Annotated in this window: 22 protein-coding genes; 12 read left to right on the plus strand and 10 right to left on the minus strand. The window is 64.6% G+C overall.

Going from position 1 to position 26,389, the window contains the following annotated elements; genetic code table 11:
* Positions 1–13 precede the first annotated feature (13 nt).
* From pheT to Har1129_RS13705, 5 genes are all read right to left on the minus strand, one after another.
* Positions 14–1,765, minus strand: coding sequence for a phenylalanine--tRNA ligase subunit beta (pheT, locus tag Har1129_RS13685; protein WP_151101161.1), 1,752 nt, complete (start codon positions 1,763–1,765; stop codon positions 14–16).
* Positions 1,765–3,276, minus strand: coding sequence for a phenylalanine--tRNA ligase subunit alpha (locus tag Har1129_RS13690; RefSeq protein ID WP_151101162.1), 1,512 nt, complete (start codon positions 3,274–3,276; stop codon positions 1,765–1,767). The genes pheT and Har1129_RS13690 overlap by 1 nt, the downstream gene beginning before the upstream one ends.
* 271 nt (positions 3,277–3,547) lie before the next feature.
* Positions 3,548–5,197: a tryptophan--tRNA ligase gene (locus Har1129_RS13695; protein WP_151101163.1), complete on the minus strand. Its 1,650-nt coding sequence runs from the start codon at positions 5,195–5,197 to the stop codon at positions 3,548–3,550.
* 139 nt (positions 5,198–5,336) lie between these two features.
* Positions 5,337–6,359, minus strand: coding sequence for a tRNA-intron lyase (endA, locus tag Har1129_RS13700; protein WP_151101164.1), 1,023 nt, complete (start codon positions 6,357–6,359; stop codon positions 5,337–5,339).
* 98 nt (positions 6,360–6,457) lie between these two features.
* Positions 6,458–7,180, minus strand: coding sequence for an endonuclease NucS domain-containing protein (locus tag Har1129_RS13705; protein WP_151101165.1), 723 nt, complete (start codon positions 7,178–7,180; stop codon positions 6,458–6,460).
* Between the two features lie 117 nt (positions 7,181–7,297).
* Here Har1129_RS13705 and Har1129_RS13710 point away from each other — a divergent pair, with 117 nt between their 5' ends.
* Positions 7,298–7,954 carry an HAD family phosphatase gene (locus Har1129_RS13710; RefSeq protein WP_151101166.1) on the plus strand — a complete coding sequence of 219 codons (657 nt, stop codon included), beginning with the start codon at positions 7,298–7,300 and terminating at the stop codon, positions 7,952–7,954.
* An 88-nt stretch (positions 7,955–8,042) separates the two neighbouring features.
* Here the strand turns inward: Har1129_RS13710 and Har1129_RS13715 are convergent, their stop codons facing one another.
* Positions 8,043–8,282, minus strand: coding sequence for a hypothetical protein (locus Har1129_RS13715; protein ID WP_225307815.1), 240 nt, complete (start codon positions 8,280–8,282; stop codon positions 8,043–8,045).
* Positions 8,283–8,487: 205 nt separating this feature from the next.
* Positions 8,488–10,857 carry a DEAD/DEAH box helicase gene (locus tag Har1129_RS13720; RefSeq protein WP_151102149.1) on the minus strand — a complete coding sequence of 790 codons (2,370 nt, stop codon included), beginning with the start codon at positions 10,855–10,857 and terminating at the stop codon, positions 8,488–8,490.
* A gap of 188 nt (positions 10,858–11,045) precedes the next feature.
* Here Har1129_RS13720 and Har1129_RS13725 point away from each other — a divergent pair, with 188 nt between their 5' ends.
* The 8 genes from Har1129_RS13725 (at position 11,046) to Har1129_RS13760 (ending at position 19,581) form a co-directional block, all read left to right on the plus strand.
* On the plus strand, positions 11,046–11,879 hold the full coding sequence (locus tag Har1129_RS13725) for a bifunctional 2-polyprenyl-6-hydroxyphenol methylase/3-demethylubiquinol 3-O-methyltransferase UbiG (protein WP_151101167.1): 834 nt from the start codon (positions 11,046–11,048) through the stop codon (positions 11,877–11,879).
* Between the two features lie 155 nt (positions 11,880–12,034).
* The gene (gene lipA, locus Har1129_RS13730; RefSeq protein ID WP_151101168.1) at positions 12,035–12,964 is read left to right on the plus strand and encodes a lipoyl synthase; all 930 of its coding nucleotides are present in this window, start codon (positions 12,035–12,037) and stop codon (positions 12,962–12,964) included.
* Positions 12,965–13,136: 172 nt separating this feature from the next.
* Positions 13,137–14,243, plus strand: a complete 1,107-nt coding sequence (pdhA, locus tag Har1129_RS13735; RefSeq protein ID WP_151101169.1) for a pyruvate dehydrogenase (acetyl-transferring) E1 component subunit alpha — start codon at positions 13,137–13,139, stop codon at positions 14,241–14,243.
* Positions 14,240–15,238: an alpha-ketoacid dehydrogenase subunit beta gene (locus Har1129_RS13740; protein WP_151101170.1), complete on the plus strand. Its 999-nt coding sequence runs from the start codon at positions 14,240–14,242 to the stop codon at positions 15,236–15,238. Before pdhA ends, Har1129_RS13740 begins: the two co-directional genes overlap by 4 nt.
* Before the next feature lie 3 nt (positions 15,239–15,241).
* Positions 15,242–16,900, plus strand: coding sequence for a dihydrolipoamide acetyltransferase family protein (locus tag Har1129_RS13745; protein WP_151101171.1), 1,659 nt, complete (start codon positions 15,242–15,244; stop codon positions 16,898–16,900).
* 145 nt (positions 16,901–17,045) lie between these two features.
* The gene (locus Har1129_RS13750; protein ID WP_151102150.1) at positions 17,046–17,354 is read left to right on the plus strand and encodes a hypothetical protein; all 309 of its coding nucleotides are present in this window, start codon (positions 17,046–17,048) and stop codon (positions 17,352–17,354) included.
* A gap of 39 nt (positions 17,355–17,393) precedes the next feature.
* Complete coding sequence (gene lpdA, locus Har1129_RS13755; RefSeq protein ID WP_151101172.1) at positions 17,394–18,812, plus strand: dihydrolipoyl dehydrogenase; 1,419 nt, start codon at positions 17,394–17,396, stop codon at positions 18,810–18,812.
* 139 nt (positions 18,813–18,951) lie between these two features.
* On the plus strand, positions 18,952–19,581 hold the full coding sequence (locus Har1129_RS13760) for a hypothetical protein (RefSeq protein WP_151101173.1): 630 nt from the start codon (positions 18,952–18,954) through the stop codon (positions 19,579–19,581).
* Positions 19,582–19,639: 58 nt separating this feature from the next.
* Here Har1129_RS13760 and Har1129_RS13765 read toward each other — a convergent pair whose 3' ends face one another.
* Entirely contained in the window at positions 19,640–19,972 is a 333-nt protein-coding gene (locus Har1129_RS13765; RefSeq protein WP_225307817.1) for a DUF4234 domain-containing protein, read from the minus strand.
* Between the two features lie 246 nt (positions 19,973–20,218).
* On the opposite strand from Har1129_RS13765, the gene pheA reads away from it, so the two are divergent.
* The 3 genes from pheA to Har1129_RS13780 all read left to right on the plus strand — a co-directional run bounded on the left by pheA (position 20,219) and on the right by Har1129_RS13780 (position 21,959).
* Entirely contained in the window at positions 20,219–21,034 is an 816-nt protein-coding gene (pheA, locus tag Har1129_RS13770) for a prephenate dehydratase (protein WP_151101174.1), read from the plus strand.
* A 62-nt stretch (positions 21,035–21,096) separates the two neighbouring features.
* Positions 21,097–21,504 carry an Hsp20/alpha crystallin family protein gene (locus Har1129_RS13775; protein WP_151101175.1) on the plus strand — a complete coding sequence of 136 codons (408 nt, stop codon included), beginning with the start codon at positions 21,097–21,099 and terminating at the stop codon, positions 21,502–21,504.
* Between the two features lie 2 nt (positions 21,505–21,506).
* A complete protein-coding gene (locus Har1129_RS13780) occupies positions 21,507–21,959 on the plus strand; it encodes a peroxiredoxin (RefSeq protein ID WP_151101176.1) in 453 nt (150 codons plus the stop codon).
* A gap of 32 nt (positions 21,960–21,991) precedes the next feature.
* Here the strand turns inward: Har1129_RS13780 and leuS are convergent, their stop codons facing one another.
* Together leuS and Har1129_RS13790 are read right to left on the minus strand one after the other, a co-directional pair.
* Positions 21,992–24,679: a leucine--tRNA ligase gene (leuS, locus tag Har1129_RS13785; RefSeq protein WP_151101177.1), complete on the minus strand. Its 2,688-nt coding sequence runs from the start codon at positions 24,677–24,679 to the stop codon at positions 21,992–21,994.
* A gap of 152 nt (positions 24,680–24,831) precedes the next feature.
* Positions 24,832–26,223, minus strand: a complete 1,392-nt coding sequence (locus Har1129_RS13790; protein WP_151101178.1) for a HAMP domain-containing sensor histidine kinase — start codon at positions 26,221–26,223, stop codon at positions 24,832–24,834.
* Positions 26,224–26,389: the final 166 nt, after the last annotated feature.

Genomic DNA, 26,389 nt, shown 5'->3' on the forward strand with positions numbered 1-26,389 from the left:
CTCGCAGTCGAACTTATTTCAGCGCGTCCAGTCGGAACTCGAACGCGGCGACTGGCAGTTCTAAGTCGTGCTCGACGAGCACCTTCGGGTGGAGTTCACCGATGACGCCGACTACCTCCCCGTCAAGGACGACGTCGGCGACGCGGCCGCCGATGAACGACGGATGCGTGGTCGCGGGCGTTTTGAGGTCCTTGTCGAAGGCGTCGGCCAGCGCCTGCAGGCGAGCCTTGGCGTCCTCGTAGGAGGCGTCTGTGCGCGCGAGCGCGGCGGCAACGGTACGGTGTTCGGCGACACCGGTGTTCTCCGAGTCATCGAGACCCGCCGCCAGCCCAATCTCGGCGAGGTCCTGCGGGTAGCTCCGGTGGGTGTTGTTCTCAAGCACCATCATGATGGAGGGGAGCGCCCACGTCCGGAGGATGGTGTAGTCCTCGCTGTAGGGTTCCTGAATGGTGACCGGGTCGGATAGGCCGACGACGCCGTCGGCCTGCTCGTCGGTCCCCGGAACCGACAGCCCCATCCGCTCGAAGTTCTCGGCTTCGTTTATCATGTGGAAGTTCAGCAGGTCTTCGAAGCCCAAGCCGACCAGAGCGTCCCGGGCGGCGTCCTCCAGTCTAGACCGCTCGTGGCGGCCGCCGACTGTCGAGACATCGGGGTAGGTCGGTTCGAGGCTGTTGAACCCGAGCGCCCGCCCGATGTCATCGATGATATCGAGCGGGTGGATGACGTCAACGCGGTAGGGTGGCACCTCGACGTCGTAGGCCACGCCATCGTCAGATTTCGTCTCGGTCGCATCGAGGCCCGCGCGCTCAGCGTAATCGATGACTTCGCGCTCGTCCAGCGAGACACCAAGGATGGACTCGATGCGGTCGTGGGTGACCGTCTTCGTCCGCACGGCGAAATCCGGGCGCTCCAGGGTTTTGCCAGCGTATTCGCCGGGCGCGTCGTCGGCGTAGGACACGTCGACCTTCTCGACCTGACCGCCGCGGGCGGCAAGCGCGTAGCAGACGATGTTACACATGTGGTCGATGGTCCACTGGTCGGTCCCGGTCATCTCGATGAACAGGTCCCGTGAGTCGACGCTGACCTCGGTCCGGCGGCCGTTGATGACCGGCGGGAACGAGAACAGCCCGATGGCGTCGTAGATGGCCGGCACGCGGTCGAAGTCGGCCACGAGGTCGCCGTATGTCTGGCCGGTCTCGTGAGAAGCCATGACCTCACTGGGGGTCATCTCCGCGTCGGCGTCCAGCGGGACGAACGTCGCCTCATCGGGGTCGGCGCTGGTGTAGGTGATGGACTTGCCCGTCTCGTCTGTGACCGAATCGCCTTTGAGCATGGTGAGGTCGTGGACGCCGATAGCGCCTTTCGCCCGCTTGCGCCCCATCGTCGCGTGGAGCTTCTCCTGTAGCTGGATGAGCGACTCCAGCGCGGCCTCGTCCATATCCAGCCCGCGGACGATAGCGCCGGTGACGTAGGGTCGCTCCTCGGGCTGGTCCTCGACCTCGATGGTCCAGTCAGCGCTATTCGTGTTGGGGATGTCTACCCCGCGGTCGTCGCCGTAATGATACCGCAGGGAGCGAGCAACACCCTCGACCGAGAGACGGTCCAGTCGGTCCGGTGCGAACTCTAGTTGGAACTCGTCGTCCTCGGTCCAGCCCTCGAATTCGAGGCCGAGATCGAACAGGTCAGACTTGAGTTCGTCGTCGTCTTTCTCGTCGTGACCGGTCAGATACCGCAGTTCGTCGGGGTCAACATCGACGACCGGCATCAGCGCATCACCTCCGTCTCCCGCAGCAGTTCAAGATCACACAGCGTCCCGTGTACGTCGCGGATGTCTTCGAAGCCGTACATGAGCATGAGTAGTCGTTCGAGCGAGAGACCCCACGCCATCACGTCGCAGTCGACGCCAAGCGGCGTGAGCACCTCGTCGCGGAAGATACCGGAGTTCCCGACTTCGACGACCTCACCGGTCTTGGGGTGGGTACCGAACAGTTCGAAGCTCGGCTCCGTGTAGGGGTTGTAGTGAGGCTTGAACTCCAGATCAGTGATGCCGAACTGTTCGTAGAACTCCGTGAACGTCCCCATCAGGTCCCGCACGGAGAGATCTTCGGCCATCACCCAGCCCTCGATCTGGAAGAACTCCAGCAGGTGTGTCGGGTCGAGCGTGTCGTTGCGGTACACCTTCTCGACGCTGAAGTAGCGTTCGGGCGGGTCGAGTTCGCCGACTTGGTGGCCGGAGAGATACCGCATCGACAGCGATGTGGTGTGGCCACGCAAGTCCATCCCGCGAGCAATGTTCTCGGTCCACGGCGAGTGATACCCCTCGCCGTCGGGGCCGACACCCTCCTTGTGCGCCGAGCGGACCCGCTCGACGAGGTCCGGGGGGAGGTGACCGATCTCCTCTGGTTCCTCCAGCGCGAACTGGTCCCAGTGGGTTCGGGCCGGGTGGTCCTGTGGCATGAACAGGCAGTCGTTAATCCAGAACTGGGCGTCGGCGTGGGGGCCTTCCATCTCGGAGAAGCCCATCCCGACGAGCGTGTCCTTCACGCGGTTGGCCGTCTGGCGGAGGATGTGTTCCTTGCCGTGGCTCACGTCCTCGGCGTCGGCCTCGACATTGTACTCAGTGAAGGCCACGTCCTCCCACTCGCCGCTGGTGAGCATCTCGGGCGTGAGCTGGTCGACGGTCTCGGCAGCTTCGACGCCCTCCATCAGCGCGGTGACGCCGTCGTCGGTGAGTTTGATCGAGCGAACAGTCTCCTCGCGGACGTTGAGGAGGCCACGCCGTTCCAGTTGGTCGAGCGCATCCGAGTCGGCATCGTCAACGCGTCCGTCGGCAACGGCCTCAAGCGCCAGCATCTCGGGATCGGACCCGGGGTCGGCGTCAGCGTTGGCCGTGATCTCGCCGCTGTCGATCTCGCCGTAGGCCTTGCGGGCGTAGTTCGAGAGCGCGATGTCGACCGCGCCGCCTTCGAGGCCCGAGGCCCCGATAGCCTGTCCCATCTGGACTGGGCCGTCGGCCGCGCCAGCGTCGATAGCTGCCTCGTAGAGGTCTTGTTCGGGCAAGCTCTCACGGACGTACTGGTCGCCTTCCTCGGTGAGTTCGTAGTGTTCGAGCGTCTCTTCTGTGACGGAGAGCAGTCCATCGGCTTCGAGTTCGAACGCCGCTCTGGTGACCGCTTCCGGCTTGAGATCGGCTTCTTCGGCCACGTCGTCGATACGCCTGTCTTCCTGTGCGTCGGCGGCCTGCAGGACAGCCACCTGTGCCTGTGGTCGTTTCATACGGGTGTCTCGGTCTTGTGGGATAACCGCGGGTCGCTCAGTTAACGGTTCTCACTTCCTGTTCGCGGTTTCGTCCGACCACGCCTCTCGGCGCCGTCGGAGTCCACACACGATCAGGTGGCGAAAAAGAAGCCGAACCCCGGGCGGTCTGGTGGCTGGCGAGCGACACCTGTGTGGGATTCGGATGCCATGTCTGAGCGGTTGTGGCTGGCAAATATAAACGTTGTGCGTGTGCACGTCTCGGCACGAAGTACCTGTATCGGTCCGGAACTCAGTCCGCGCTCGTCGGCACGCGGTCAGAGTCGAGGTCGATGTCGAGTTCGTCGAGCTTGTCTTCCCACTCGTCGCGTTTCTCCTGATGGTCTTCAAGGAACTCGGCCATCAGTTCGGCGGCCTGCTCCTTACAGCCACCACAGAGGCGTTCGCCGCCGACACACTCGTCGTACACCTCCTTGGCGAACTCGTCGTCGTCGCCAGAGAGCAGGTAGGCATACAGCTCGTACACTGGGCACTCATCGGCTTTCCCGCCTTTTTCGCGCTGTTCCTCGGCCGTGGAGCGGCCGCCAGTAGTCGCCGATTTCACCTTGTCGTACCCGTCCTCCGGGTCGTCAAGCAAGGAGATGTGCGAGGCTGGAATCGACGACGACATCTTGCCGCCGGTGAGGCCTGTCATGAAGCGGTGGTAGATGGACGACGGCGGCTGGAAGCCGTAGCCGCCGGTGTCGAGTTCGACCCGCTGGGCCAGTTCCTCGGCCTCGGCGTGGTCCAGATCGAACGTGTCGATGTGCTCGTCGTACACCCGCTTCTCGCCGTCGATGGCCTCGATGAGCGCCTCGAAGGCCTCGGCAGTCGCGTTGCGGTCGAGGAACCGAATCCGCGGGCGGAGCGGTTCCTTGCCCGCCTCGTCGAGTTTGGCGACGACGGACTCGCGGGCGTCAGCGGGTGCCGGCTGGTGGTCGCGCAGCCAGTCGGCGGCCTCGCCACAGCGGGGCCGGTCTGGCTCCTCGGCGTACTCCTCGCGGGCGTCGTAGGCCTGCCGGAGCAGTGTCCGCTCGACGCCGTCAGCCTCGAAACTGGCGAAGGCTTCCGTCACACCGAAGTACCGCATCCGCGCGGCGAGGTCGCGTGCGAGCCGCATGTGTGGATCTTGGTCCGGGCCAACGGGGATGACCGTCGGCTTGGGCTCGTCTAGTTGCGGGTACAGGATATCGGCCATCTGGGTGACGACCGACTGCATGTGAGAGACATCTGTCTCGCCGTCGAAGTCGTAGATTGCCTGCAGTTCCGAGAAGTTCGCCTCCGCGCCGAGTTCGAACGCGAGGTCCTGCACCTCGCGGTTGTCCGACTGACGGTAGAGCATGCCGTCCTCAGGGTCGAAGCCGAGCGCGAGCAGCGAGAGGACGTAGTCCGTCGCGTGTTCGTCGATTTCGTCCCAAGAGAGTCCGCGGGCGCTGTGGGCTTCGAGGTCCGCGATGAGCGCGTGGGCGTCCCCGCCCTGCTGTTGGTGCCAGATGATCTCGTCGAAGACGAGCTTGTGGCCGATGTGGGGGTCGCCGGTCGGCATGAACCCCGACAGCGCAGCGAAGGGCTCGTCGTTGCGCATCGCCTCGGCGACCGGCCGGTAGTCGCGGTGACCGAAGATGACGCCCCGGCGCATCAGATAGTGGGGGTTAGGAACCTCGGAGAGCACCTCGTCGAACTCCTCGATGCCGAACTGCTCGAACAGTTTGCGGTAGTCAGCGATGGTCGAGGAGCCCCACGGGTCGAGCGTCGCCTCGTCGGCCCCCTCAGCTTCGGTTCCCCCGTCGGGGCGAACCGACTCGCCGCCGGAGCGGGCGTCGGACTCCTGCCACTCTCCGCCCGACTGGCGGCGGTCCTCGTCGGGCAATGCGTCGTCGTGGTGGGAGTCGTCTGTTGTCATGGATGTGGTCGGCTCGCGGTGAGCCACGTTACAGATGCTTTGGTTCCGGTCGGCGCAAAAAGGGTTCGTTTCGATGCGCCACACAGAGCGCCATACCAGCAGGCAGTCTGTCGGTTGGTGGACCAGTGCTAGAAGTAAGTCAGGGCGTCAGTCGCTCGACAGCCACCCACTCGATGTCGTCGCTACCGGCACTATCGCCGCCGTCCGCCCTGAGCGCGAACACCATCGTCTTCCGGACGCCGTGGGCAAGCCGTACGTCCAGCGCGAGGTCCCGCGGCTCGAACCGGTGGTCCGCCGGCAACACCCGAACCAGTAGCTCCGAATGCCCGAGGTTTTCGGCGCTCTCGACGTCGGCGTAGGTCCGGAAGTCCGCGCCGAATTTGAAGCCGGTCTTCGGGGCGACGCCGCTCCCCCGCAGGGCGGAATAGACGGCAAGCCGCCGGTCGAATCGGTCGCCCTCGACTTCGCGGCCCCGCTCGACGACCGCATCGGCTCCGCCATCGACCGTGAGCAGCCCTTCCTGTGTGAGATACGCGGCCTCCACGAGCGAAAGCTGGACCGCGCCATCGTCGCCGAGTTGCTGGCCGTAGAAGGCCTGTTCGTACAGTTCCGTCGGCGGCTCCCAGCAAACCACCCGCTCTCCGAGCAGTTCACCCTCCGTTGCCGGAACGGCGGCGTCGCTGGTCCCTGCAACGTCGCGCCGGTCGGTGTCGAGATAGGTCACTTCGCTCTCCTCGTCGACGACCGCCAGCACACAGTCGCCCAGACCGGTGGCCCCAACCGTGTCGCGCTCACCGACGACCCGGACGCGGTAGGCCACCTCGTTGTCCCACGGTCCCTTGCCGCGGGGGTAGACCACGAAGTCCGTGCCTGCGGCGTCGTCGACCCATCCCTTGCGGGCCGGCGTGAGGTAGAAGCCGCGGTCCCGCAGATCTTTGTAGACGGCGAAATCGACCTCAGAGACGGCCGCCGACCCAAGAAACGCCCGGAAGTCCATCCCATCGATGCTCTCGATATCCCCGCGGTAGAGGAGGTGTGCCGCCTCTACCGGGGCCAGATCGATGTCGCCGTTTCGGACCTTGCCGTAGCCACGCGAGTCGTAGAACCGCTCGCGCGCCTCGTAGCCGGCCCGCACGACATCACCGTCGAGCGTCAGTTCCATGCTCTGACGTGGCTCCCGCGGCGACAAAGCCCCTGCGGGTCCGAGCCGGTAATGCAATCGTAGCGGTTCCGACGACTGCGGCTGTGTAGCGCCGGGACTCACCCCAATGCCGCACAGGAACTGTCCAGACAGCGCGTGCCGCCGGCAGTTTCGAACAGCGGCAGGCCACAGTCACAGTCGCCGACGACGACGCCGGACGGCATCGAGAAGCCGGTGTCACAGTCCGGGTAGTGTTCACAGCCGGCGAGCAGGCCGCCGCGGCGGAGAATCAACAGGTCGCCGTCGCAGTTGGGACAGTCCCACTCACGGTCGAAGGCCGCGGTGACAGCGTCGTCCAGCGAGTCACAGTCCCGGTCGAGGCAGAGTTCGAACGCACGCCCGCGTTCCACCCGAAGTGTGGGGAGGCCGCAGTCGTCACACCGGCCGCCGGTGACCGCGGCATCGCTCGGAATCCCGTAGGCGGCGTCACAGCCGGTACAGGTGACCTCGCTTCGGGTTCGGACCAGCGTCCCGACGCAGTCGGGGCAGTCACGTACCGGAACGCCGGCGCTCGAGGCCGGATAGCGGGCACTGCCGTGTTCCTCGTGGGTGACCACTCGGAGGAGTTCGTCGCCGTCGCGGGCGGTCACCGCTCCGGCGTCGATAGTGACGCTTTCGGCGCGTGTGAGCCACGCGACCGGTTGATACCCGTCGGCGTCGTGAACGAGAACGGTGTTGTCCGGTTTGACGACGACGAGCACGTCGCCGCGCTGTTCCCGCTCGCGCGGTCCCTCGAAAACGGTCGTACACTCGCCGGCCATCACATGGGTTCCGTCGTGCATGGACCGGTCTGGCCGCGTTCCAGTATTTAAACCATCAGGCGGTGGAGTGGCTTCGCAGAGCAGTCGCCGCTGCCGAAGTCGGAACAGCCAAAGTTGTCGCCGAGCGACAGCAAGGCAATGAGCGAACCACCGGCGGCGGTCTGTTTCGATATGGACGGCGTGCTCGTCCAGTCCGAGGATCACTGGGTCCGTGCACAGCGCGAGGATATCCTTCCGACAGTCGCACCGAACGACGACATCCCGCTCTCGGCGATTACCGGCCGGAACTACCGGGAAGTGTATCCGGATCTAAATAGCGAGTACGACCTCGAAGTCAGCCGCGAGGTGTTCGAGAGACTGTTCGAGGAGCACGGCGAGCGGATTTACGGCGAAGAGGCAACCGTCCTCGAAGGGGCGCACGGACTGCTCGACGACCTCCGAGATGCCGGGGTATCACTGGCGCTGACGACATCCGCGCCGTGGGCATGGATCGACGTGGCCGACGAGCGCTTCGACCTGCTCTCGAAGTTCGACGTTGCGATCAGCGCAAACGACATCGACGGTCCCGGCAAGCCGGAACCGGACATCTACGAGCGGGGCGCGGCAGAACTGGGCGTCGCACCCGAGGACTGCTGGGCCGTTGAGGACTCCACCGCGGGCGCACGCGCTGCCGTCGCCGCCGGGATGACGACTGTCGGGTTCCGCGGTGACGGCGACGAGACGGACCTCTCGATGGTGCACGAAATCGCGGACGACGCGACGACACTACGCGAGGTACTGTTAGGGGGTGTATAACAGCCGAGGAGAGTGTCTTTGAGAGGGGACGGACACAGAAACAGTATGCCAGAACTGCCAGCGTGGAGGGGAGGAAGACCCGGCCAAGTCAGGCGGGGTCACCGTATCCTCGGCCCGCGAGAAGGCCGAAGACGTTGAGGGCAACGACACCCACGAAGATGAGGAAGCTCTGACTGTCCAGCCCGCCAAGCAGCAGCGGTGGGTATGCCAGCGGCGTGACGATAGCCAGCCAGAACGCGATGAATTGCAGGGGACGAGTGAGTGATCGGAGGGCGACGCTACTTGGGGCGGCTTCCATCGGGGAGCGGAAGGGCGATGCACTGGACATTGTGGGCTTCCTCGGTTCTTCGTAAGAACCCATACCCCCATATAAACGCCAGACCCTTGGGGATAATTCGTGCTCTTTTCGGAATGTTAACCGGATTTCAGTACCTTTCAGCGATGTTTCACGGCCCACAGAAACGCTTCGAGAACGCTTTATAAATTTTATCGCGTAATATAGGGCCGTTTCAGAGAAACAGACGAGACGCCGATTACCGGACCAGCACGGACCGGGTTTCGGTGATCGTCGGGAGCGGCAGCGCAGGGAACGCGACCTCGACAGTGAACGTGAGTTCGTCCGCATCCGCGCCGAAAACGGCTACCGGAAGCGTGGCTTCGCCGAGATACGACGGCTTTGCGGTCATCTCACGACCGTTCACTGTGACACGCAGGCCCGCGCGGGCGCTGCCGCCGGTGTTCTCGACCGTTACCTCCCGCATATCGTTATCGCCGGGTGCGATTGTCTCGGGGAAATCGCCCCAGTCGATGGAGACGACAGGGAGGTCCCGCGCGTTCGCAAGCACCTGTTCGGCGACGCCATCGGAGAGTCCAGCACGGACGAGGCCGTCTTCGCCGGCTTCGACCACGTCGGCGGGAGATGTGAGCCCCGCAGCAGCGAGTTTTCCGGCACGGCCTCTGGCAACGCCGTCGATGGCCGTCAACCCGACCGCGTCGGCGCTGATACCGTGTTCGACGCGGGCCTCGACCCGACAGGCGAGGTTTGCGTAGCGAGCTGGCCCCAGCGTGTCGACGAACTCCCGCATCGCGGCCAGCAGGCGAAGGGCGTTCTGGCGGATGACCCACGCGTCGCTTTTCAGTTCCGTCGGGGTCGTCCCGGTCATGCCAGAGCGGAGGATTGCCAACACCTTGCGCTGGCCGGCGTCGAGGCTCTCGTCGACGCTGTCACCCAGAACGGCGTGGACGGCGTCCTCCTCGTCGGACCGGGCGCTGACACTGTCGAACTCGGTCGAACCGGCCACCGCAGTCAGCAGGTCGTCCGCGTCGACAGTCACCCCGGAGTCGGGGTCAGCAGCCTCCTGACAGCGCTCGGCGACATCCGCGAACCGTCGCGCAGTCGAGAGCCGTAGGTAGAACTTCGACGCCAACTGGCCCAGCCGCGTCGGTTCGACGTTGAGGCCGTCCTGTTCGACGAATCCCTCATCGACGAGCGCTGAAAGCGTGTCACTGACCCGGCTCCGGAGGTCGCTACCAGCGTCGTACTTGTCGGGGGCCGACTGCGAGCGAGCATAGTAGAAGGTCGTGGCGAGCCAGTCCATCACGTCGTCCACGTCGTCGATGGTTCCGAGCGCGATCTCGGCGTTCAGGTGGGCGTCGAGTTCCGCCGCGAGCCGGGACTCGATTTCCTTGCCGTCCCGGAGCAGGCGGCGGTACTTGTCGGCGTCCGAGCGGTCACAGACCACCCAAGCGTAGCCCATGTCGTCGTAGCCGGGCCGGCCCGCGCGGCCGAGCATCTGGAGCACGTCGAGGGGACTCATGTCGACTTCGCCCTCCAAGGGATCGTGGAGTTTGGTGTCGCGGATGACGACACAGCGGGCGGGGAGGTTCACGCCCCATGCCAGTGTCGAGGTTGAAAAGAGAAGCTGTATCTCCCCCTCTTTGAACCACTGCTCAACTTTGTTTTTGTCTTCGCGCGCGAGTCCGGCGTGGTGGAAGCCGACGCCGTCCAGTACTGACTGGCGGAGCGTGTCGTTCGAGAGGTCGGCAGCGTCGTTGTGGAAATCGTAGTCCCCGCGCGCGCCCATCGGAATATCGCGCTCGACGATTTCATCGCGGGCCTTCTTCGCGGCCTGCACCGTGTCCTGACGCGAGGAGACAAACACGAGTGCCTGCCCCTCCTCGCGGATGTGTGGCTCGGCGAGGTCAAGCGCCCGGTAGAGCCGCCGGTACTTGTCGGCGAAAGCGTTCTCGCCGTGTGAATACGTCTTCACGTCGGCGTTCAGCGGCACTGGCCGATACTCCTCGCCGAAGGCGAAGGTGGTCTCGTCAGGGGCGTCGAGCCAGTCAGCCACGTCGTCGATGTTCGGCATCGTCGCCGACAACGCCACCACGCGCGGGTCACAGAGCCGGCGGAGTCGCGAGACAGTGACTTCGAGCACCGCCCCCCGTCGGTCTGAGTCAAGCAGGTGGACCTCGTCGATGACACAGCAGTCCACGTCAGTGATGAATGAGTAGCGGCTGGTCTCGTGTTTCCGGGTAGCCGAGTCAGCTTTTTCCGGCGTCATCACGAGAATATCGGCCCGCTCGGCGCGGCGAGGGTTCAGGTCCCGCTCGCCGGTGACGACGTACACGGAGTACCCCAGATCTTCGAACCGCTCCCACTCGCTTTCCTTCTCGTTGGTGAGCGCGCGCAGCGGTGCGAGAAAGAGCGCGGTCCCGTCCTCGGCGAGCGTCTTGCAGATGGCCAGTTCGGCCAGCGCCGTCTTCCCGCTGGCCGTCGGCGCGCTGACGACGACGTTGTCGTCGCGGTTCAGCAGGGCCGGCAGGGCCGCCGACTGCATCCGGTTGAACTCCTCGAAGGGAAAGGCATCGGCAAAGTCGGGGAGCACCTCCGCGACCGCCACAGTCGGCTCGCTGTCGGTTCGGGATGGCACGTCACAGTCGCAGTTCCGCGACGGCAAAGGCGTTTCTATGGGGGAGCGAAAGCGCGTGAGACGAGGCCGTGTGTTTCAGGTTCACGGCGTGGCTGCTCATTGGGGCTGTCCCACACTCCTGCCCAAAGATTAACTCAGCCGGCTGACAGTGCGCAAGCATGCCTATCAGCGACCCTGATGACTATTACGACGAGAACAGCCAGAGCGAGTGGGACCGCTTGACAGCCACGCTGCACGGGCAGCTAGAGTGGACGGGAACCGTTGCACAGCTCGAATCGAACCTCCCCGACACGGGACACGTCCTCGACGTGGGCGGCGGCGCTGGTCGGTACGCCGTCTGGCTGGCCGAACAGGGGTACGATGTCACGCTCATCGACCCAAGCACGGGCCAGCGAGCTATCGCACAAGAGAAAATCGCCGAACACGGGCACGAGAGGCGGGTGACCGTCGGGGCGGGCGACGTGCGCGACCTCGGGTTTGACCGGGACGCGTTCGACGCGACGCTGTGTCTGGGTGGGCCGCTCTCGCACGTGCTCGACGCCGGCGAACGGGCGGCCGCCGTGCGGGAGCTCCGCCGAGTAACAAAAGCAGGGGGTCCGGTGTTCGCGTCCGTTATGGGGCGGCTCAACTGGCTCGTTCTCTCACTTGTCGGGGAGTCCGAACACCTCACGAATGCGAGTGAACTCGCCCAGACAGGCGATTACGACAGTCAGTTCGTGGCCCAATCCGGGCATGACGCGGCATTCACCGAGACCCATTTTTTCCGCGCCGCCGAGTTCGAGGCGCTGTTAGAGGCGGGTGGATTGACCATCGAGACGCTGGTCGGACTGGAAGGACTGGCGTCAGTACTCGCCGCCGCCCCACTCCGGCAGACAGCTGACGAACTATCAGCGGACGAGCGGGCCGGTGTCCGAGCACTCGTTGACGAACTCCGCGAGGATCGGACTGCCGTAGACATGTCCGCACATATGCTCGCCGTCTGTCGTGTCTGAGCTGGCAGTACGGACGGGAGAGTGGGCGCTCGCGAGTACGCGGATGGCCGTCGTTTCGACTCGGTCGCCGGACCAGTCGGTTACCCGCCCACACGCTATGTGAGAGGCGACGCGACCCCCGCACGTTTTTGACCGGGCGAACCTAACTCCGAGTAATGAGTCGTTCGCGCAAGCCTGACTGGCTGAAGATGCGGCCACCGTCGGGCGAGCGGTTCACCGACATCAAGCAGTCACTCCGGGATCGGAACCTCAACACGGTCTGTGAGGAAGCCAACTGCCCCAACCTCGGGGAGTGCTGGAGCGGGCGTGACGGCCCGGGAACAGCGACGTTCATGCTGATGGGCGACCGCTGTTCGCGGGGCTGTAACTTCTGTGACGTGGAGACGGGCGGGATGGACCCGCTAGACGCCGACGAGCCACAGCAGGTGGCCGACGCCGTCGCGGAGATCGGGCTGGACTACGTGGTGCTGACCAGCGTCGACCGCGACGACCTGCCCGATCAGGGCGCGGGCCACTTCGCCGAGACGATCCGCGCAATCAAAGAGCGTGACCCGTCAATCCTCGTCGAGTGTCTCATCCCCGATTTTCAGGGTGAGCCGGACCTCGTACGGAAGATTATCGACGCCGACCCGGACGTTATCGCCCACAACATCGAGACGGTCGACCGCCTCCAGTGGCCGGTTCGGGACCGCCGGGCCGGCTACGAGCAGTCCCTCTCGGTGCTCCGGCAGGCCAACCGTGAGGGCGACGGCTACACCAAGACCAGTGTGATGCTGGGCGTCGGTGAGTACGCCCACGAAGTGTACCAGACGCTGTCGGACCTCCGGCAAGCCGGCGTCGACGTAGTGACGTTCGGCCAGTATCTCCAGCCCTCCCGCTCACATCTGGAGGTTTCGGAGTACGTCCATCCCGACGCCTTCGACACTTGGCAGCGGGTCGCCGAGGAGGAGTTCGACTTCCTGTACTGCGCTTCGGGGCCGATGGTCCGGTCGTCCTACCGCGCCGGCGAACTGTTCGTCGAGAGCGTCCTGCGTGAGGGGGAGAGTGCAGACGAGGCGCGGGCGAAAGTACGCGCGGACAACTGATACATCGGAGTTATCGTTGATAAATTAGGTAGAATTAAAACGTCTATAGAGTGTCTGAAAGACCGATACTGCCAGTAATACCCACCTAGGAGAGATTTTTCAGCGCCGCGAAAGCTCTAAACGTAATGCGAGTGAACAGTCGTCGTATGCCACTTCGACGGAGGCGGTTTCTATGAGTGTCCTCCAGCGCGACCCAACAGATAAGGTACAGATTCTCGATGAAGACGGGACAGTGGTCGACGGCGCAACAGTACCGGACCTTTCTGACGACGAACTGGTGGAGATGTACCGGCATCTCAAACTCGGCCGGCACTTCGACCAGCGGGCGGTGAGTTTGCAACGCCAAGGTCGGATGGGGACTTACCCCCCAATGTCGGGACAGGAGGCCTCGCAAGTCGGCAGCGCCTTGGCCCTGCGAGACGGCGACTGGGCCTTCCCGAGCTACCGGGAACATCTCGCCATGTATGTCAAAGGGTGGCCGTTGTCCGATGACCTGCTGTACTGGATGGGGTCCGAGTCGGGTAATTCGCCGCCGGAAGACGTACAGGCGTTCTCGTTTGCGGTCCCAATCGCGACACAGATTCCGCACGCGACCGGGGCCGCGTGGGCATCGAAGCTCAAAGGCGATGACACCGCTGCACTCGTGTACTTCGGGGACGGTGCGACCTCCGAGGGCGACTTTCACGAAGGACTGAACTTCGCGGGTGTGTTCGACGTGCCAGCGGTGTTTTTCTGTAACAACAACCAGTGGGCGATTTCGGTCCCGCGGGAGCGTCAGACGGCCAGCGAGACGCTCGCCCAGAAGGCCAACGCCTACGGCTTCGACGGCGTCCAAGTCGATGGGATGGACCCGCTGGCGGTGTATCAGGTGACTCATGAGGCCGTCGAGAAGGCACACGACCCGCCCGAGGATGGGCTTCGGCCGACGATGATCGAGGCCGTGCAGTACCGCTTCGGCGCGCACACGACTGCTGACGACCCGTCGGTGTACCGCGACGACAGCGAGGTCGAACACTGGAAGCAGAAAGACCCCATTCCGCGGATGGAGGCGTTCCTCAGAGACCGAGGCCTGCTCGACGACGAGCGCGCTGACGCCATCGACGAATCGGTTCAGGATGAGGTGGCCACAGCCATCGACGAGGCCGAGGCGACCGAGCGACCGAAACCGGAAGAGATGTTCGCTGACGTGTACGCGGAGATGCCACAGCGACTCGAACAGCAACTGGACTACCTCGAAGAGCTGCGCGAACGACACGGCGACGAGGTGCTACTGGAATGAGTACACAGGACGCAGACACACAGAGTTTGACGCTCGTACAGGCCGTCCGTGATGGGCTCTACGGCGAGATGGAGCGAAACGAGGACGTTGTCGTGATGGGTGAAGACGTCGGGAAAAACGGCGGCGTCTTCCGGGCGACGCAAGGACTCCACGAGGAGTTCGGTGACCAGCGCGTCATCGACACACCGCTTGCGGAGGCCGGCATCGTCGGGACGGCCATCGGCATGGCCGCCTACGGGCTCCGACCAGTGCCGGAGATGCAGTTCTCCGGGTTCATGTACCCCGCGTTCGACCAGATAGTCAGCCACGCCGCCCGGCTTCGGAACAGGAGCCGCGGCCGGTACAACTGTCCGCTCACCGTTCGCGCGCCCTACGGCGGCGGCATCCGCGCGCCGGAACACCACTCCGAATCCAAGGAGGCGTTCTACGTCCATGAGGCGGGGCTGAAGGTGGTCGTCCCGTCGACGCCAAAGGAGACCAAAGGACTGCTCACGGCGGCCATCCGTGACCCGGACCCCGTCATCTTCCTCGAACCGAAGCTCATCTACCGGTCGTTCCGTGAGGAGGTCCCCGACGACCCCTACACTGTCGAACTGGGCACGGCAAAGACCCGGCGCGAGGGGACTGACGTGTCCGTGTTCACATGGGGCGCGATGGCACAGCCGACAGTCGAGGCCGCCGAGGAACTGGCCGAGGAGGGCATCGACGCCGAAGTGATCGACCTGCGAACGCTGTCGCCGATGGACACCGACGCCATCGTCGAGTCGTTCAAGAAGACCGGGCGAGCGGCCGTCGTCCACGAAGCGCCCAAGACCGGTGGGCTGGCCGGCGAAATCATCGCCACCATTCAGGAGGAGGTCCTGCTGTATCAGGAGGCCCCGATTACGCGGGTGACGGGCTTCGACGTGCCCTACCCGCTGTACGCCTTAGAGGACTACTACCTCCCCGAACCCGCCCGCATCAAAGACGGTATCAGAGAGGCAGTCGAGTTCTGACATATGTTTGAATTTAATCTCCCAGACCTCGGTGAGGGGGTCGCAGAGGGTGAGGTGCTGACTTGGCACGTCTCGCCCGGCGACGCCGTCACCGAGGATCAGGTCCTCGCAGAGGTGGAGACCGACAAGGCCGCCGTCGACGTGCCGTCGCCGGTCAACGGCGTCGTACAGGAGTTGCACGCCGAAGTCGGCGAGATGGTACAGACCGGCGAGGTGCTCATCACCATCGAGGAAGAGGGCGACGCCGAAGCGGCCGACGCAGCGGCAGGCAGTTCGCAGGGTGCCGAATCGGCGGAAGCCGACACAGCGCAGACCGACAGCGATGCAGGCGAAACCACAGCGGTCGAGACGTCGGAGCAGTCGGACGCCAGCACGGCCGACGGCCGCGTGTTTGCCTCGCCTAGTGTGCGTCAGCTTGCCCGTGAGAAAGGGGTCGACATCGCTGCCGTCGACGGGAGCGGGCCGGGCGGCCGCGTCACCCAAGGCGATGTCGAAGCGGCCACGGCGTCGGGCGGCGAGACGACTTCCGGTGACGACGGCCCGACGTCGGTCGTTTCGAAGGCGTCCGACGACGGGGACAGCCCGACCACAGCGGTTTCACAGGTCGACGATGCGGGCGACACAGACGACGGAGAGGCTGTCAAGTCAGCCGTGAAAAGTGTCTCCGAGGACGGACAGGCGGCCGCCAGTCGCGACCAAACGCTGGCGACGCCGGCCACCAGAAAGGCCGCCCGCGAACTCGACGTGAACATCGACGCCGTCCCGACCGACCAGACGCGGGACGGCCAGCCTTACGTCGACGAGGCGACCGTGCGGACGTACGCGGAGGCACAGCAGGCCGCACAGGCAGCCGATGCCGAAGCCGTCAGCGCCGAAGGTGGCGTGGCGGGAACGGTAGCCGGGGCCGGTGATTCGGCGGCGACCGGGGGCGCTGGAGCCGAACCGACAGCTGTGGAGACAAGCGAAGGCGAGCGCCGCGAGCCGTACCGCGGCGTCCGTCGGTCTATCGGCGAACAGATGGCTCGCTCCCGTCGTGAAGTGCCTCACGCGACCCACCACGATCAGGTCGTCGTGTCCGGCCTCGTCGAGGCCCGTGAACGGCTCGCGCCACTCGCCGAGGAGCGCGATGTCACGCTGACGTACACGCCCTTCGTGGTGAAATGCGTCGCCGCGGCGCTGGAGCAGCACCCGGTGCTCAATACGGCGCTGGACACCGAAAACGAGGAAATCGTCTACAGGGACGTTCACAACATCGGCGTGGCGGCAGCGACCGACCACGGACTGGTCGTCCCGGTCGTCGACGACGTAGACGGGAAGGGGCTGGTCGAACTCGCCGGCGAGATCAACGACCTCGTCGGACGGGCACGCGAGCGGGACATCGAGCGGTCGGAGATGCAGGGTGGGACGTTCACCGTCACGAACTTCGGCGTCATCGGCGGCGAGTACGCCAGCCCGATCATCAACGTCCCCGAGACGGCGATTCTCGGCATCGGGGCGCTGAAAGAGCGCCCGGTTGCCGAAGACGGCGAAGTCGTCGCGAAACCCACGCTCCCGCTCTCGCTTGCAATCGACCACCGCGTCATCGACGGGGCCGACGCCGCGCGCTTCGTCAACACGCTCAAAGAGTATCTAACGGACCCAACGCGACTCCTGCTGGAGTAGCCGCTTGGGTTCGCAACCGAAACCGAAACAAGTCGCTGGAGCGACAGGAGAGGTAATGCCCTCCGCGAGAGACAACTGGATTTGGTACGGGTTGGCTGCGCTGCTCGTCCTGTCGCCGGCGTGTGTCGCCATCTCACAGATGTCAATGCGACTGTTCATTTCGGCCACCGCAACGGGAGAGGTGAATGTCGGCGCGTCCCTCGGCGTGTTTGCGCTGACTGTGCTCACCAGTTGGGCGGCGGTGCTGTTCAGCGTCCTCCTCACGGTCGGCCTCTTTCTCGATAGTCGGCAGCTCCGGCGGACCGATGCGGACTGGACGCCGACGCCGCTGTATGCGCTCGCAGGCATCGTCCACGGAGTGGGGTCGACACTGCTCGCAGCGTTTGCGGTGTCGGTACCGGTCATCGGATACTACCTGTATCGGCGGCGCAAGCGAGACACGACAGCGAGGTGAAGGGCGATAGCTTTTCACGGACCCGGACGAGGCACCGCTATGGTCGTTGGAGATGTCACTACAGGAACCGAATTGCTTGTTATCGGCGGCGGACCGGGCGGCTACGTTGCCGCGATCCGGGGCGCACAGCTGGGACTGGACACGACACTCGTCGAGCGGGACGCCTACGGCGGGACCTGCCTGAACCACGGCTGTATTCCCTCGAAAGCGCTCATCTCGGCCTCGGACGTGGCCCACGACGCCCGGCAGGCCGAGTCGATGGGCGTGTTCGCGGACCCGGCCGTCGACATGGCCGGGATGACAGAGTGGAAAGACGGCGTCGTCACACGGCTGACACGGGGCGTCGAGTCGCTGTGTAAGAGCGCCGGCGTCAATCTGGTGGAAGGGACCGCCGAGTTCGTCAACGACGAGACGGTCCGGGTCGCCCACGGCGGCGAGGGACAGGGTTCGGAGTCGCTGTCGTTCGAGCACGCTGTCGTCGCGACGGGGAGCCGACCGATGGAAGTGCCGGGCTTCGAGTTCGACGGCGAGCACATCCTCTCCTCGAAGGACGCGCTGGCGCTGGAAGCAGTGCCGGAAGAACTGCTCGTCGTCGGCGCGGGCTATATCGGGATGGAGCTCTCGACGGTGTTCGCGAAGCTGGGTGCGGAGGTCACAGTCGTCGAGATGCTCGACGACGTGTTGCCGGGCTACGAGGACGACATCGCGGCGGTCGTCCGCGACCGCGCCGAGGAGCTGGGGATCGATTTCAACTTCGGCGAGGCGGCCGACGACTGGGAGGAGACAGACGAGGGCATTCGCGTCCAGACCGTCAACGAAGACGACGGAATCACCGAGTACAACGCCGAGAAATGCTTAGTCGCGGTCGGCCGCGAGCCGGTCACGGACACACTTGCGCTGGAGAACATTGACCTCCAGACGGACGAGAACGGATGCCTCCCGACTGACGACCAGTGCCGAACCGCGTTCGAATCGGTGTTCGCCGTCGGGGACGTGGCTGGCGAGCCGATGCTTGCCCACAAGGCGATGGCCGAGGGTGAAGTCGCCGCGGAAGCCGCCGCCGGCGAGCCGGCCGCGTTCGACCATCAGGCGATTCCGGCGGCAGTCTTTACCGACCCCGAAATCGCCACCGTCGGCATGACAGAGGGCGAAGCCGAGGCGGCGGGCTTTGACCCGGTCGTCGGACAGATGCCGCTACGGGCCAACGGTCGCGCGCTCACCGTCAACGAAAAGGATGGGTTCGTCCGCGTCGTCGCCGACGCCGACGAGGAGTTCCTGCTCGGGGCCCAGATCGTCGGCCCGGAGGCGTCGGAACTCATCGCCGAACTCGGGCTGGGCATCGAGATGGGTGCGCGGCTGGAAGACATCGCCGGGACGATTCACACGCACCCGACGCTCTCCGAGGCAGTTCACGAGGCGGCCGCGGCCGCTCGTGGCGAGGCCATTCATACGCAGTGAGAGCGTTCTAGGACGGTTCGGGAAGGTCGGTAAACACAACGCAGGTGGTGTTCACAGACAGCGAGTCTGAATCTTGCGCCGTGCAAAAAGGTTATATCGCGGATTGAGTAAACTCCCGGTAGATAGGAACCGGTAACATATGTCTACTGATTCACAGCCCGACGACACCATCGCTCAGGCGATCGTTTCAGGGTCGACCTACGAGCGACTCCGCTACGAACGCCATTCGTATCTCAGACAGACTGTCCCGCGGACGCTCGCGCTCCAGAGTGCGCTGCTCGGCGCGCTGGCACTGTTATTACCGATCTACGGTCTGTATCCGGACAGCACCGCGGCGTTTCTGCCGGCAGTTGACCCCGCCGCCGCCTCGCCGAAAGTGCTGTTGCTCGGGCTGTTTGGCGGGTTCTTGCAGTTGTTCGGTGCGACGTTGCTCGTCGGGTCAGTTCTCTACCGGATCCGACTCGCTCCGTTGACTGAGCGACAGGCGCACGCGGCACTCAACGCTGAGGACTTCGCTCGCTACGTCGGTCTCGGAACCGGCGGACTGGCGATTGCCCTCTCACTTTGCCTGTTCGCTGTGGGTCTGGGTGGCGGCGAGATGGTGTCGTCGTACATCGCAACGATGGGTCGAAACCCGTTCGTCGACTCCGGGTTCGGTATGTCGGTTGCGACCGTCTCGCTGTTCGCCTTCGTCGCCAGCGTTGCGGTTTTTTACGCCTCGCGGTATCTCCTCGTTCACCTCGCGCTGTTCCACCGAAACAGCGAGTGAGGAGGATCGAATCGGGCGTGATACGTCGATAGCGGAATTTTGCACCCGGACAACGCCGTTAATTGGCCGCAGCGTCGTTGATCCCCGACTGTATCAAGAACCACGAGATGGGACCGAAGACGACAAACAGCAGAAACAGGACCACACCGCTCTGGTCGGTGACGGCTTCGGCCGCGTTTGAGATCTGCCAGACCCCGATGATGTTCACGATGGGGATGACCGCTAAGATGGGCGTCAGGTTCTGGTCCGTTCCTGCGTCGAGTTGCTTGGCGGTCTTGTACAGCCAGTACAGGCCATAGAGTGTGCCGGTCACGACAAACAGAACGACCTGCAAGCCGAGCGACCCGGCTTCAAACGCGGTTTCATCGGTCACTTGTGGTGACGGTGACATACAGGAGAGAGTCACCACGCTTGTTAAAAAAAGTGCACCCCAGTTGTGGTCGATGCTCAAACAGCGACACCGGTCTGTCTGACGTGTTAGCACGCACTGACTGCAGTCCGAGGAACGTCGCTGCCAGCGCTATCGACCTCACCGCCGAGGAGCTGGGCCAGCTATCCTGCGGCCGCGGGCGACTGCACTGGCACAGCGCCCGTCGGTGACCGCGGTTCTTTTGGTCCCCACTGCTGTACCCCGGGTATGACCACTGTTACCTTAGGTCCCGAGGGGACCTACTCCCACCGCGCCGCACAGGCAGTCACCGACGCCGAGATTTCCTTCTCCGAGTCGGTGACCGCCATCGTCGAGGCGGTCGCGGAGGGCGAGGCCGAACGCGGCGTCGTCCCCGTCGAGAACAGTATCGAGGGCTCCGTGACCGAATCGCTGGACGCCTTCGCGGAGTACGACATCGCCGTCGTCGAGGAGGTCATCACGCCGATCCGCCACGCCCTGCTGGCACAGGACGACTCCTTCTCGCTGGTCGCCAGCCACGCGCAGGCGCTGGCCCAGTGTCGCGGCTGGCTCGACGAACACTACCCCGGCGTCAATGTCGAGGCCGTCGCATCGACGGCCCGCGGCGTCGAGCGCGCCCGCGGCAACTCGGACATCGCCGCTATCGGCCACCCCGAGAACGCGACCAACGGCTCCGGACTGAGAGTCCTCGCCGAGGACATCCAAGACCGGGCCTCAAACGCGACGCGGTTCGTCGTCGTCGCCCCGAAGAGCGAACGCTCGGAAGCCGGCGGGAAAACCTCGCTCATCATCTCGCCGAACGTCGACTACCCCGGACTGTTACTGGAACTCCTTGAGCCGCTGGCCGACCGCGACATCAACATGACCCGCTTCGAATCCCGGCCCAGCGGCGAGCGCCTAGGTGACTACGTCTTCCACATGGATATCTCGGCCGGTCTCTACGAGCAGCGCACGCAGGCGGCCCTCGAAGACATCGAAGATATTGCCGAGAAGGGCTGGGTCCGCCGTCTGGGATCGTACGACTCCCAGACGGTCGTCAACTGAGCCGACGGGTACCCATCGGCCCCGCTTCAAGCGTTAAGTTCCGGGCCTGTGTACCCCCGTGTATGTCTGACCGCGATCCGTTCAGCGAGATCGAGCGCGCGTTCGATATGCTTGGAGAGCAGTTCGGCGTCGACATGGGCGCTGTTCCAGTCGATGTTGTCGATGAGGGCGATGCCTTCGTCGTGCACGCGGACCTACCGGGCTACGACAGCGAGGACATCGACGTCCAGCTCGTCGAGGAGCGGAAGCTCACGATCAGTGCCACCGCGAGCCAAGAACGGGACTCGACCGACGGCCAGTACGTCAAGCGCGAGCGCCGCCAGCAGTCGCTGAGCCGGTCGGTCCACCTCCCGGAGGCCGTCGACGAGGACGGGACCACCGCGAGCTACGACAGCGGCGTCCTCACGGTTCGGCTGGCGAAGGTCGTACACAGCGAGGACGACGAGGGGACGGATATCCCCGTGAACTGACGATGGTACTCGAACCCGGCACGGACGTGCCGACCATCAGGGCGACGAACCAGCACGGAGACTCGGTCCAACCGGGCTTCGGGCAACCGACAGTGCTGTACTTCTATCCGGCGGACGACACCCCGGGCTGTACGACTGAGGCGGAACAGTTCGAGGAGTACGCACAACAGTTCGAGGACGCCGGCGTCTCCGTGTACGGCGTCTCGACGGACGGCGTGGAGAGCCACCGCGACTTTTCCGCGGCGAACGACATCACCTTCGACCTGCTGGCCGACCCAGAGGGGCGGCTCTGTGACGCCTTCGACGTGCCGCTCGTCGACGGGCGGAGCCAGCGGACGACGTACATCATCGCCAACGGGCGTGTCGTCGGCGTGTACGAGCGGGTCGCTCCCGATGGGCACGCAGCGAGCGTCTTCGAGGACCTCGTCGATACTGGACTGGTCAGGGCCGAGTAAGCCGCGGCAGGCGAAAACCGGGCGGCCGCAGGCTACTCGTCGATGTCGATGGCCGGGCGGCCGGGACCGGCCTTGCCGACAAGGTCGGGGTCCGCTTTCTCGGGCCCCTGAACGACCACGTCAGCGCCGAACTCGCGTTCGATGAGCCACGCGGCCCGTTCGAGTGCCGCCTGTTCACGCTCGGGCGGCAGTTGCTCGTCGAGCGACTGCGCGCGGCCGGCCAGTTCCTTGGCGAAGTCCGCGGCCGCCTCTCCCTGCTCGCGCAGTTCCTCGTCCTGCATGACGGTTCCGACGACGTTGCCGTCGGCGTTTCGAGCGAGGTCGAGGACACGATGCTTCCACTGTGGCGCGACTGCGAGCGTGATGGTCTGTGGGTCCTCGATACCGACCGTCTCGACGATGTCGCGGATGTCTTCGCGGGTGTTCTCGACCAGTTGGCGCTCCATCTCGTAGTCGGCGGGGGCCTCGGCTGCCGGCCACTCCGCTTCCGCGATGAGGTCGTCGTGGCCCAGTTCGGCCCACATCTCCTCAGCGGCGTGGGGGGCGACCGGGGCGAGCAGTTTCGCCGCCGTCGCCAGCCCGCGCTCGAAGGTGTCGGCGTCGGGGGCGGTCGCTTCCTGATACCGACGCAGCAGCGACACCAGTTCCCGCACGGCCTGTAGTGCGTGGTTGAACCGGAAGTCTTCAAACTCCGCCGTCGCGTTCGCGGCGGTGGCGTCGATTTCACGGGCGACGTAGTCCGCGATATCGGCCCCGCTCCCTTGGTCTGTGGTGGTCCCTGCCTCGCCATCCGCGTACTCCGAGACCAGCGTGTAGACGTTCTGGAGGAAGCTGTGGGCGGACTGGACGCCCTCGGGGCTCCAAGCGAACTCCTTCTCAGGCTGGGCAGCCTCCATGATGAACAGCCGGGCCGTGTCCGCGCCGTACTCCTCGATGATGCGCTGGGGCGAGACGCCGTTGCCCAGACTCTTGGACATCTTGTTGCCGTCCTCACCCAGCACCATGCCCTGATTCGTGAGGTTCGTGAACGGCTCTCGGACGCCATCGACCATGTCGAGGTCGTCGAGCACTTTCGTGAAGAAGCGGGCGTACAGCAGGTGCATCACGGCGTGTTCGATGCCGCCGACGTACTGGTCGACGGACATCCAGTCGCTGGCCCGCTCGGTGTCGAATGGGGCGTCGTCCATCTCCGGCGAGGTGTACCGCAGGAAGTACCACGAGGAGTCGACGAAGGTGTCCATCGTATCCGTCTCGCGGACGGCGTCGGCCCCGCAGTCCGGGCAGTCGACGTGTTTCCACTCCTCGGCGGCGTCCAGCGGGTTCCCGGTGGTGTGGACGAACTCCGGCAGTTCGACGGGGAGGTCCTCGTCTGGCACCTCGACGTAGCCACAGTCCTCGCAGTGGATCATCGGGATGGGCGTGCCCCAGTACCGCTGACGGGAGATGCCCCAGTCCCGGAGGTTGTACTCCGTGCGGTGCTCGCCGTCGAACTCCTCGACGAAGCGATCCCGGGCCTCGGCGCTTGCCAGTCCGTCGAACTCGCCGCTGTTGACGAGTCGGCCGTCTTCGGGGTAGGCCGCCTCCTGGACGTCGATGTCTTCGGGGTCGGCGTCGGCGTCCTCAGCCGGTTCGACGACCTGCACGATGTCGATGTCGTGGTGTGTGGCGAACTCGTGGTCGCGCTCGTCGTGGGCAGGCACAGCGTACAGCGCGCCGGTCCCCACGTCGGTCAACACGTAGTCGGCGACGTAGACGGGAATCTCCTCGCCGGTGGCGGGGTTTTCGGCGTACTCGCCGGTGAACACGCCGGAGGTCACGTCGAGGTCGTCCTCGTCTGCGTCCTCAGCCATCTCGATGTACTCGGCGACCTCGTCGTTGTCCGCGGCGATTTCCTGCGCGACGGGGTGGCCCGGAGCCAGCGAGAAGTAGGTCGCCCCGTGGATGGTGTCGAGTCGGGTGGTGAAGATGTCCACCTCGCCGTAGCCGGGAATCTCGAAGGCAACGCTCGCGCCCTCCTGCTTGCCGATCCAGTTGCGCTGCATCTCCCGGACGTTGTTCGGCCAGCCGTCGAGATCGTCGAGTGACTCCAGCAGCTCTTCGGCGTAGTCGGTGATGGTGAAGAACCACTGGTCCATCTCGCGGGCCTCGATGGGCGTATCACACCGCCAGCACAGTTCCGCCTCGCCCTCGACCTGTTCGTCCGCGAGGACGGTCTCACAGGAGGGACACCAGTTCAGTTCGGCGGCCTGACGCTCGACTAAGCCTTCCTCGCGGAACTGTTTGAACAGCCACTGGTTCCACTGGTAGTACTCCGGCTCGCAGGTGGCGAGCTCCCGGTCCCAGTCGTAGCCAAAGCCCATCTCCGTGAGTTGCTCGCGCATCGAGTCGATGCACTGCATCGTCCAGTCCCGGGGGTTGGTATCCCGTTCCTCGGCGGCGTTCTCCGCCGGCAGGCCGAAGGAGTCCCACCCCATCGGGTGAAGGACACTCTCGCCGCGCAGTCGCTCGAAGCGGGCATACGCGTCCGTGATGGTGTAGTTCCGGACGTGACCCATGTGGAGGCTGCCGGAGGTGTAGGGGAACATCGCCAGAACGTACTCCGGGTCGGTCTCGTCGTCGTCGATACGAAACACGTCGGCCTCGTCCCACGTGCGCTGCCACCGAGGTTCGATCTCTGTGTGATCGAACCCCCGCTCGCGTTCCTCACCGGTCGTGGTCATGATATCGGAACATCCGGTAGCGACCGTGCTATACCTTTCCCTTCGAGGGGCTACTGGGGTCCGGCGTGCGAGCGCCCGGGCGAACAGGCGTGACCCCGGGGAGCCAGTGTACTACAGAACGGGAGCGTCGCCGCAAATCGACAAACCGCCCGCTATGCCTGACAGTCGACGTTTCCGATATCGAACCGAGCGCCGCCCGACTCGCTCTCTGACATGGATATCGTCCAGCCGTGGTCCGCGGCGACCCGGCGGGCGACGTAGAGTCCGAACCCGGTGTTCTCTGCGACAGCGGTGTGACCTGCGTCGAACACGCGTTCCGGCGGGTCGACATCGATACCCGGACCGTCATCGGCGACGAAGAAACCGTCAGCCGTCGTGCCGACGGTGACAGTGACCGACGGACCAGCGTGTTCGAGCGCGTTCTGGAACAGTATCTGGAGCAGTAGCCCGGCGGACTCCTGATCGGCGACAATACGGGTGTCCCCATCGAACGTCAGGCGTGCCTCGCTGTCGGCGAGCGTGTCCCATACTTCCCGGCTGAGACGGGAGAGCCACATGTGTTTTCGCTTCGGGACCTGTTCGATCTCGTCGTGCTGAATCTGGCCATTCGGGTCGCTTGTGGAGAGCTCAACCACGGTATCGATAATCGTAGAGATCTGGGAGAGCGACTCCTCGATTTCGTCGGTCGGACCGTCGCAGTCAGCCAGTCCTTCGAGTTGGCCGTAGGCGATCTGGAGTTCGTTTCGGAGTTCGTGAGACGCCACGAGTGCGACTTTCACCATCCGTTCGTTCTGGCGGCGAAACGCGTGCTCGCGGAGCTTTCGCTCAGTGATATTCTGAGTGTGGCCGACGATTCCCTGAACGTCTCCAGTGGAATCGTACCACGGCATCTTGCGAGTGCGGACGTACGACGCGTCGAGGTCGAGGAACTCCTCCACTTCGATCTGATCTATTTCCTCCTCGATGACGTCCATTTCATCACGCAGGGCCGCTTTCGCGTGTTCATCATCGAGTTCCGGGACTTCGACATCAGTGAGGCCGAGACGGTCTGTCGGCTCGTTGAACCCCCGTCCCATCAGGACGTGTCGGGCCTGCTCGTCTTTCGCGTACAGGTGGTCCGGCAGCTCGTTGAACAGGGAGAGTAACAGTGTCTCCATCGGGGAGGGGAGGCGTCCGGCAACAGTCGGCGGCTCAGCGTCGAGACTGTCTCGGACGGCCTCGGCGACGGCGTCTTCGAGATGTGTCGACGACTCGACGGCCCTCACGTCGAGATTATCCGGGACCGCCGCCGGGTCCGCTCCGGCGACGATGACCGGCAAGTCGGGAAACAGCTTCTTGACGCCGTACGCGATATCGGTTCCGGACTGGCCGTCTGCTGTTTCAGGCAAAACAAGCGCATGGAACGCCGAATAGGTGAGCGTGTCAAAGAGGTCCGTGAGGGACGACAGTTGCGTAATCGAAGCTGCCGTCTCGTCGAGAGCAGATTCGAGAGTGGCCGTATCCAGCCCGTCGGTTGCGACGACGAGAACAGATTTGCTACCCATGATGCGTTCCCGGTGCACACACTGTTGCGTGTGGTGGACTGTCACTGTTTCGGGTGTTTCGAAGGGCAGAATCCACTCAAGACTGCCAGCTTAGCGATGTCACCCGGACGTTTGAGTGGCAGGCGGTCCCGGTTAGCCCAGATCAAAGAAGGTCAACAGGGACTCT

It is taken from the genome of Haloarcula sp. CBA1129 (assembly GCF_008729015.1).
Lineage (GTDB): Archaea > Halobacteriota > Halobacteria > Halobacteriales > Haloarculaceae > Haloarcula.

Excerpts from the sequence above, each read along its gene's own strand:
- Har1129_RS13765 (WP_225307817.1), bottom strand. The coding sequence starts at position 19,972 with ATGTCACCGTCACCACAAGTGACCGATGAAACCGCGTTTGAAGCCGGG.
- Har1129_RS13690 (WP_151101162.1), bottom strand. The coding sequence starts at position 3,276 with ATGAAACGACCACAGGCACAGGTGGCTGTCCTGCAGGCCGCCGACGCA.
- endA (WP_151101164.1), bottom strand. The coding sequence starts at position 6,359 with ATGGAACTGACGCTCGACGGTGATGTCGTGCGGGCCGGCTACGAGGCG.
- leuS (WP_151101177.1), bottom strand. The coding sequence starts at position 24,679 with ATGACCACGACCGGTGAGGAACGCGAGCGGGGGTTCGATCACACAGAG.
- Har1129_RS13695 (WP_151101163.1), bottom strand. The coding sequence starts at position 5,197 with ATGACAACAGACGACTCCCACCACGACGACGCATTGCCCGACGAGGAC.
- Har1129_RS13760 (WP_151101173.1), top strand. The coding sequence starts at position 18,952 with ATGTCTACTGATTCACAGCCCGACGACACCATCGCTCAGGCGATCGTT.
- Har1129_RS13790 (WP_151101178.1), bottom strand. The coding sequence starts at position 26,223 with ATGGGTAGCAAATCTGTTCTCGTCGTCGCAACCGACGGGCTGGATACG.
- pdhA (WP_151101169.1), top strand. The coding sequence starts at position 13,137 with ATGAGTGTCCTCCAGCGCGACCCAACAGATAAGGTACAGATTCTCGAT.
- Har1129_RS13780 (WP_151101176.1), top strand. The coding sequence starts at position 21,507 with ATGGTACTCGAACCCGGCACGGACGTGCCGACCATCAGGGCGACGAAC.
- lpdA (WP_151101172.1), top strand. The coding sequence starts at position 17,394 with ATGGTCGTTGGAGATGTCACTACAGGAACCGAATTGCTTGTTATCGGC.
- Har1129_RS13705 (WP_151101165.1), bottom strand. The coding sequence starts at position 7,180 with ATGCACGACGGAACCCATGTGATGGCCGGCGAGTGTACGACCGTTTTC.
- pheA (WP_151101174.1), top strand. The coding sequence starts at position 20,219 with ATGACCACTGTTACCTTAGGTCCCGAGGGGACCTACTCCCACCGCGCC.
- lipA (WP_151101168.1), top strand. The coding sequence starts at position 12,035 with ATGAGTCGTTCGCGCAAGCCTGACTGGCTGAAGATGCGGCCACCGTCG.
- Har1129_RS13775 (WP_151101175.1), top strand. The coding sequence starts at position 21,097 with ATGTCTGACCGCGATCCGTTCAGCGAGATCGAGCGCGCGTTCGATATG.
- Har1129_RS13715 (WP_225307815.1), bottom strand. The coding sequence starts at position 8,282 with ATGTCCAGTGCATCGCCCTTCCGCTCCCCGATGGAAGCCGCCCCAAGT.
- Har1129_RS13750 (WP_151102150.1), top strand. The coding sequence starts at position 17,046 with ATGCGACTGTTCATTTCGGCCACCGCAACGGGAGAGGTGAATGTCGGC.
- Har1129_RS13710 (WP_151101166.1), top strand. The coding sequence starts at position 7,298 with ATGAGCGAACCACCGGCGGCGGTCTGTTTCGATATGGACGGCGTGCTC.
- Har1129_RS13725 (WP_151101167.1), top strand. The coding sequence starts at position 11,046 with ATGCCTATCAGCGACCCTGATGACTATTACGACGAGAACAGCCAGAGC.
- pheT (WP_151101161.1), bottom strand. The coding sequence starts at position 1,765 with ATGCCGGTCGTCGATGTTGACCCCGACGAACTGCGGTATCTGACCGGT.
- Har1129_RS13745 (WP_151101171.1), top strand. The coding sequence starts at position 15,242 with ATGTTTGAATTTAATCTCCCAGACCTCGGTGAGGGGGTCGCAGAGGGT.
- Har1129_RS13740 (WP_151101170.1), top strand. The coding sequence starts at position 14,240 with ATGAGTACACAGGACGCAGACACACAGAGTTTGACGCTCGTACAGGCC.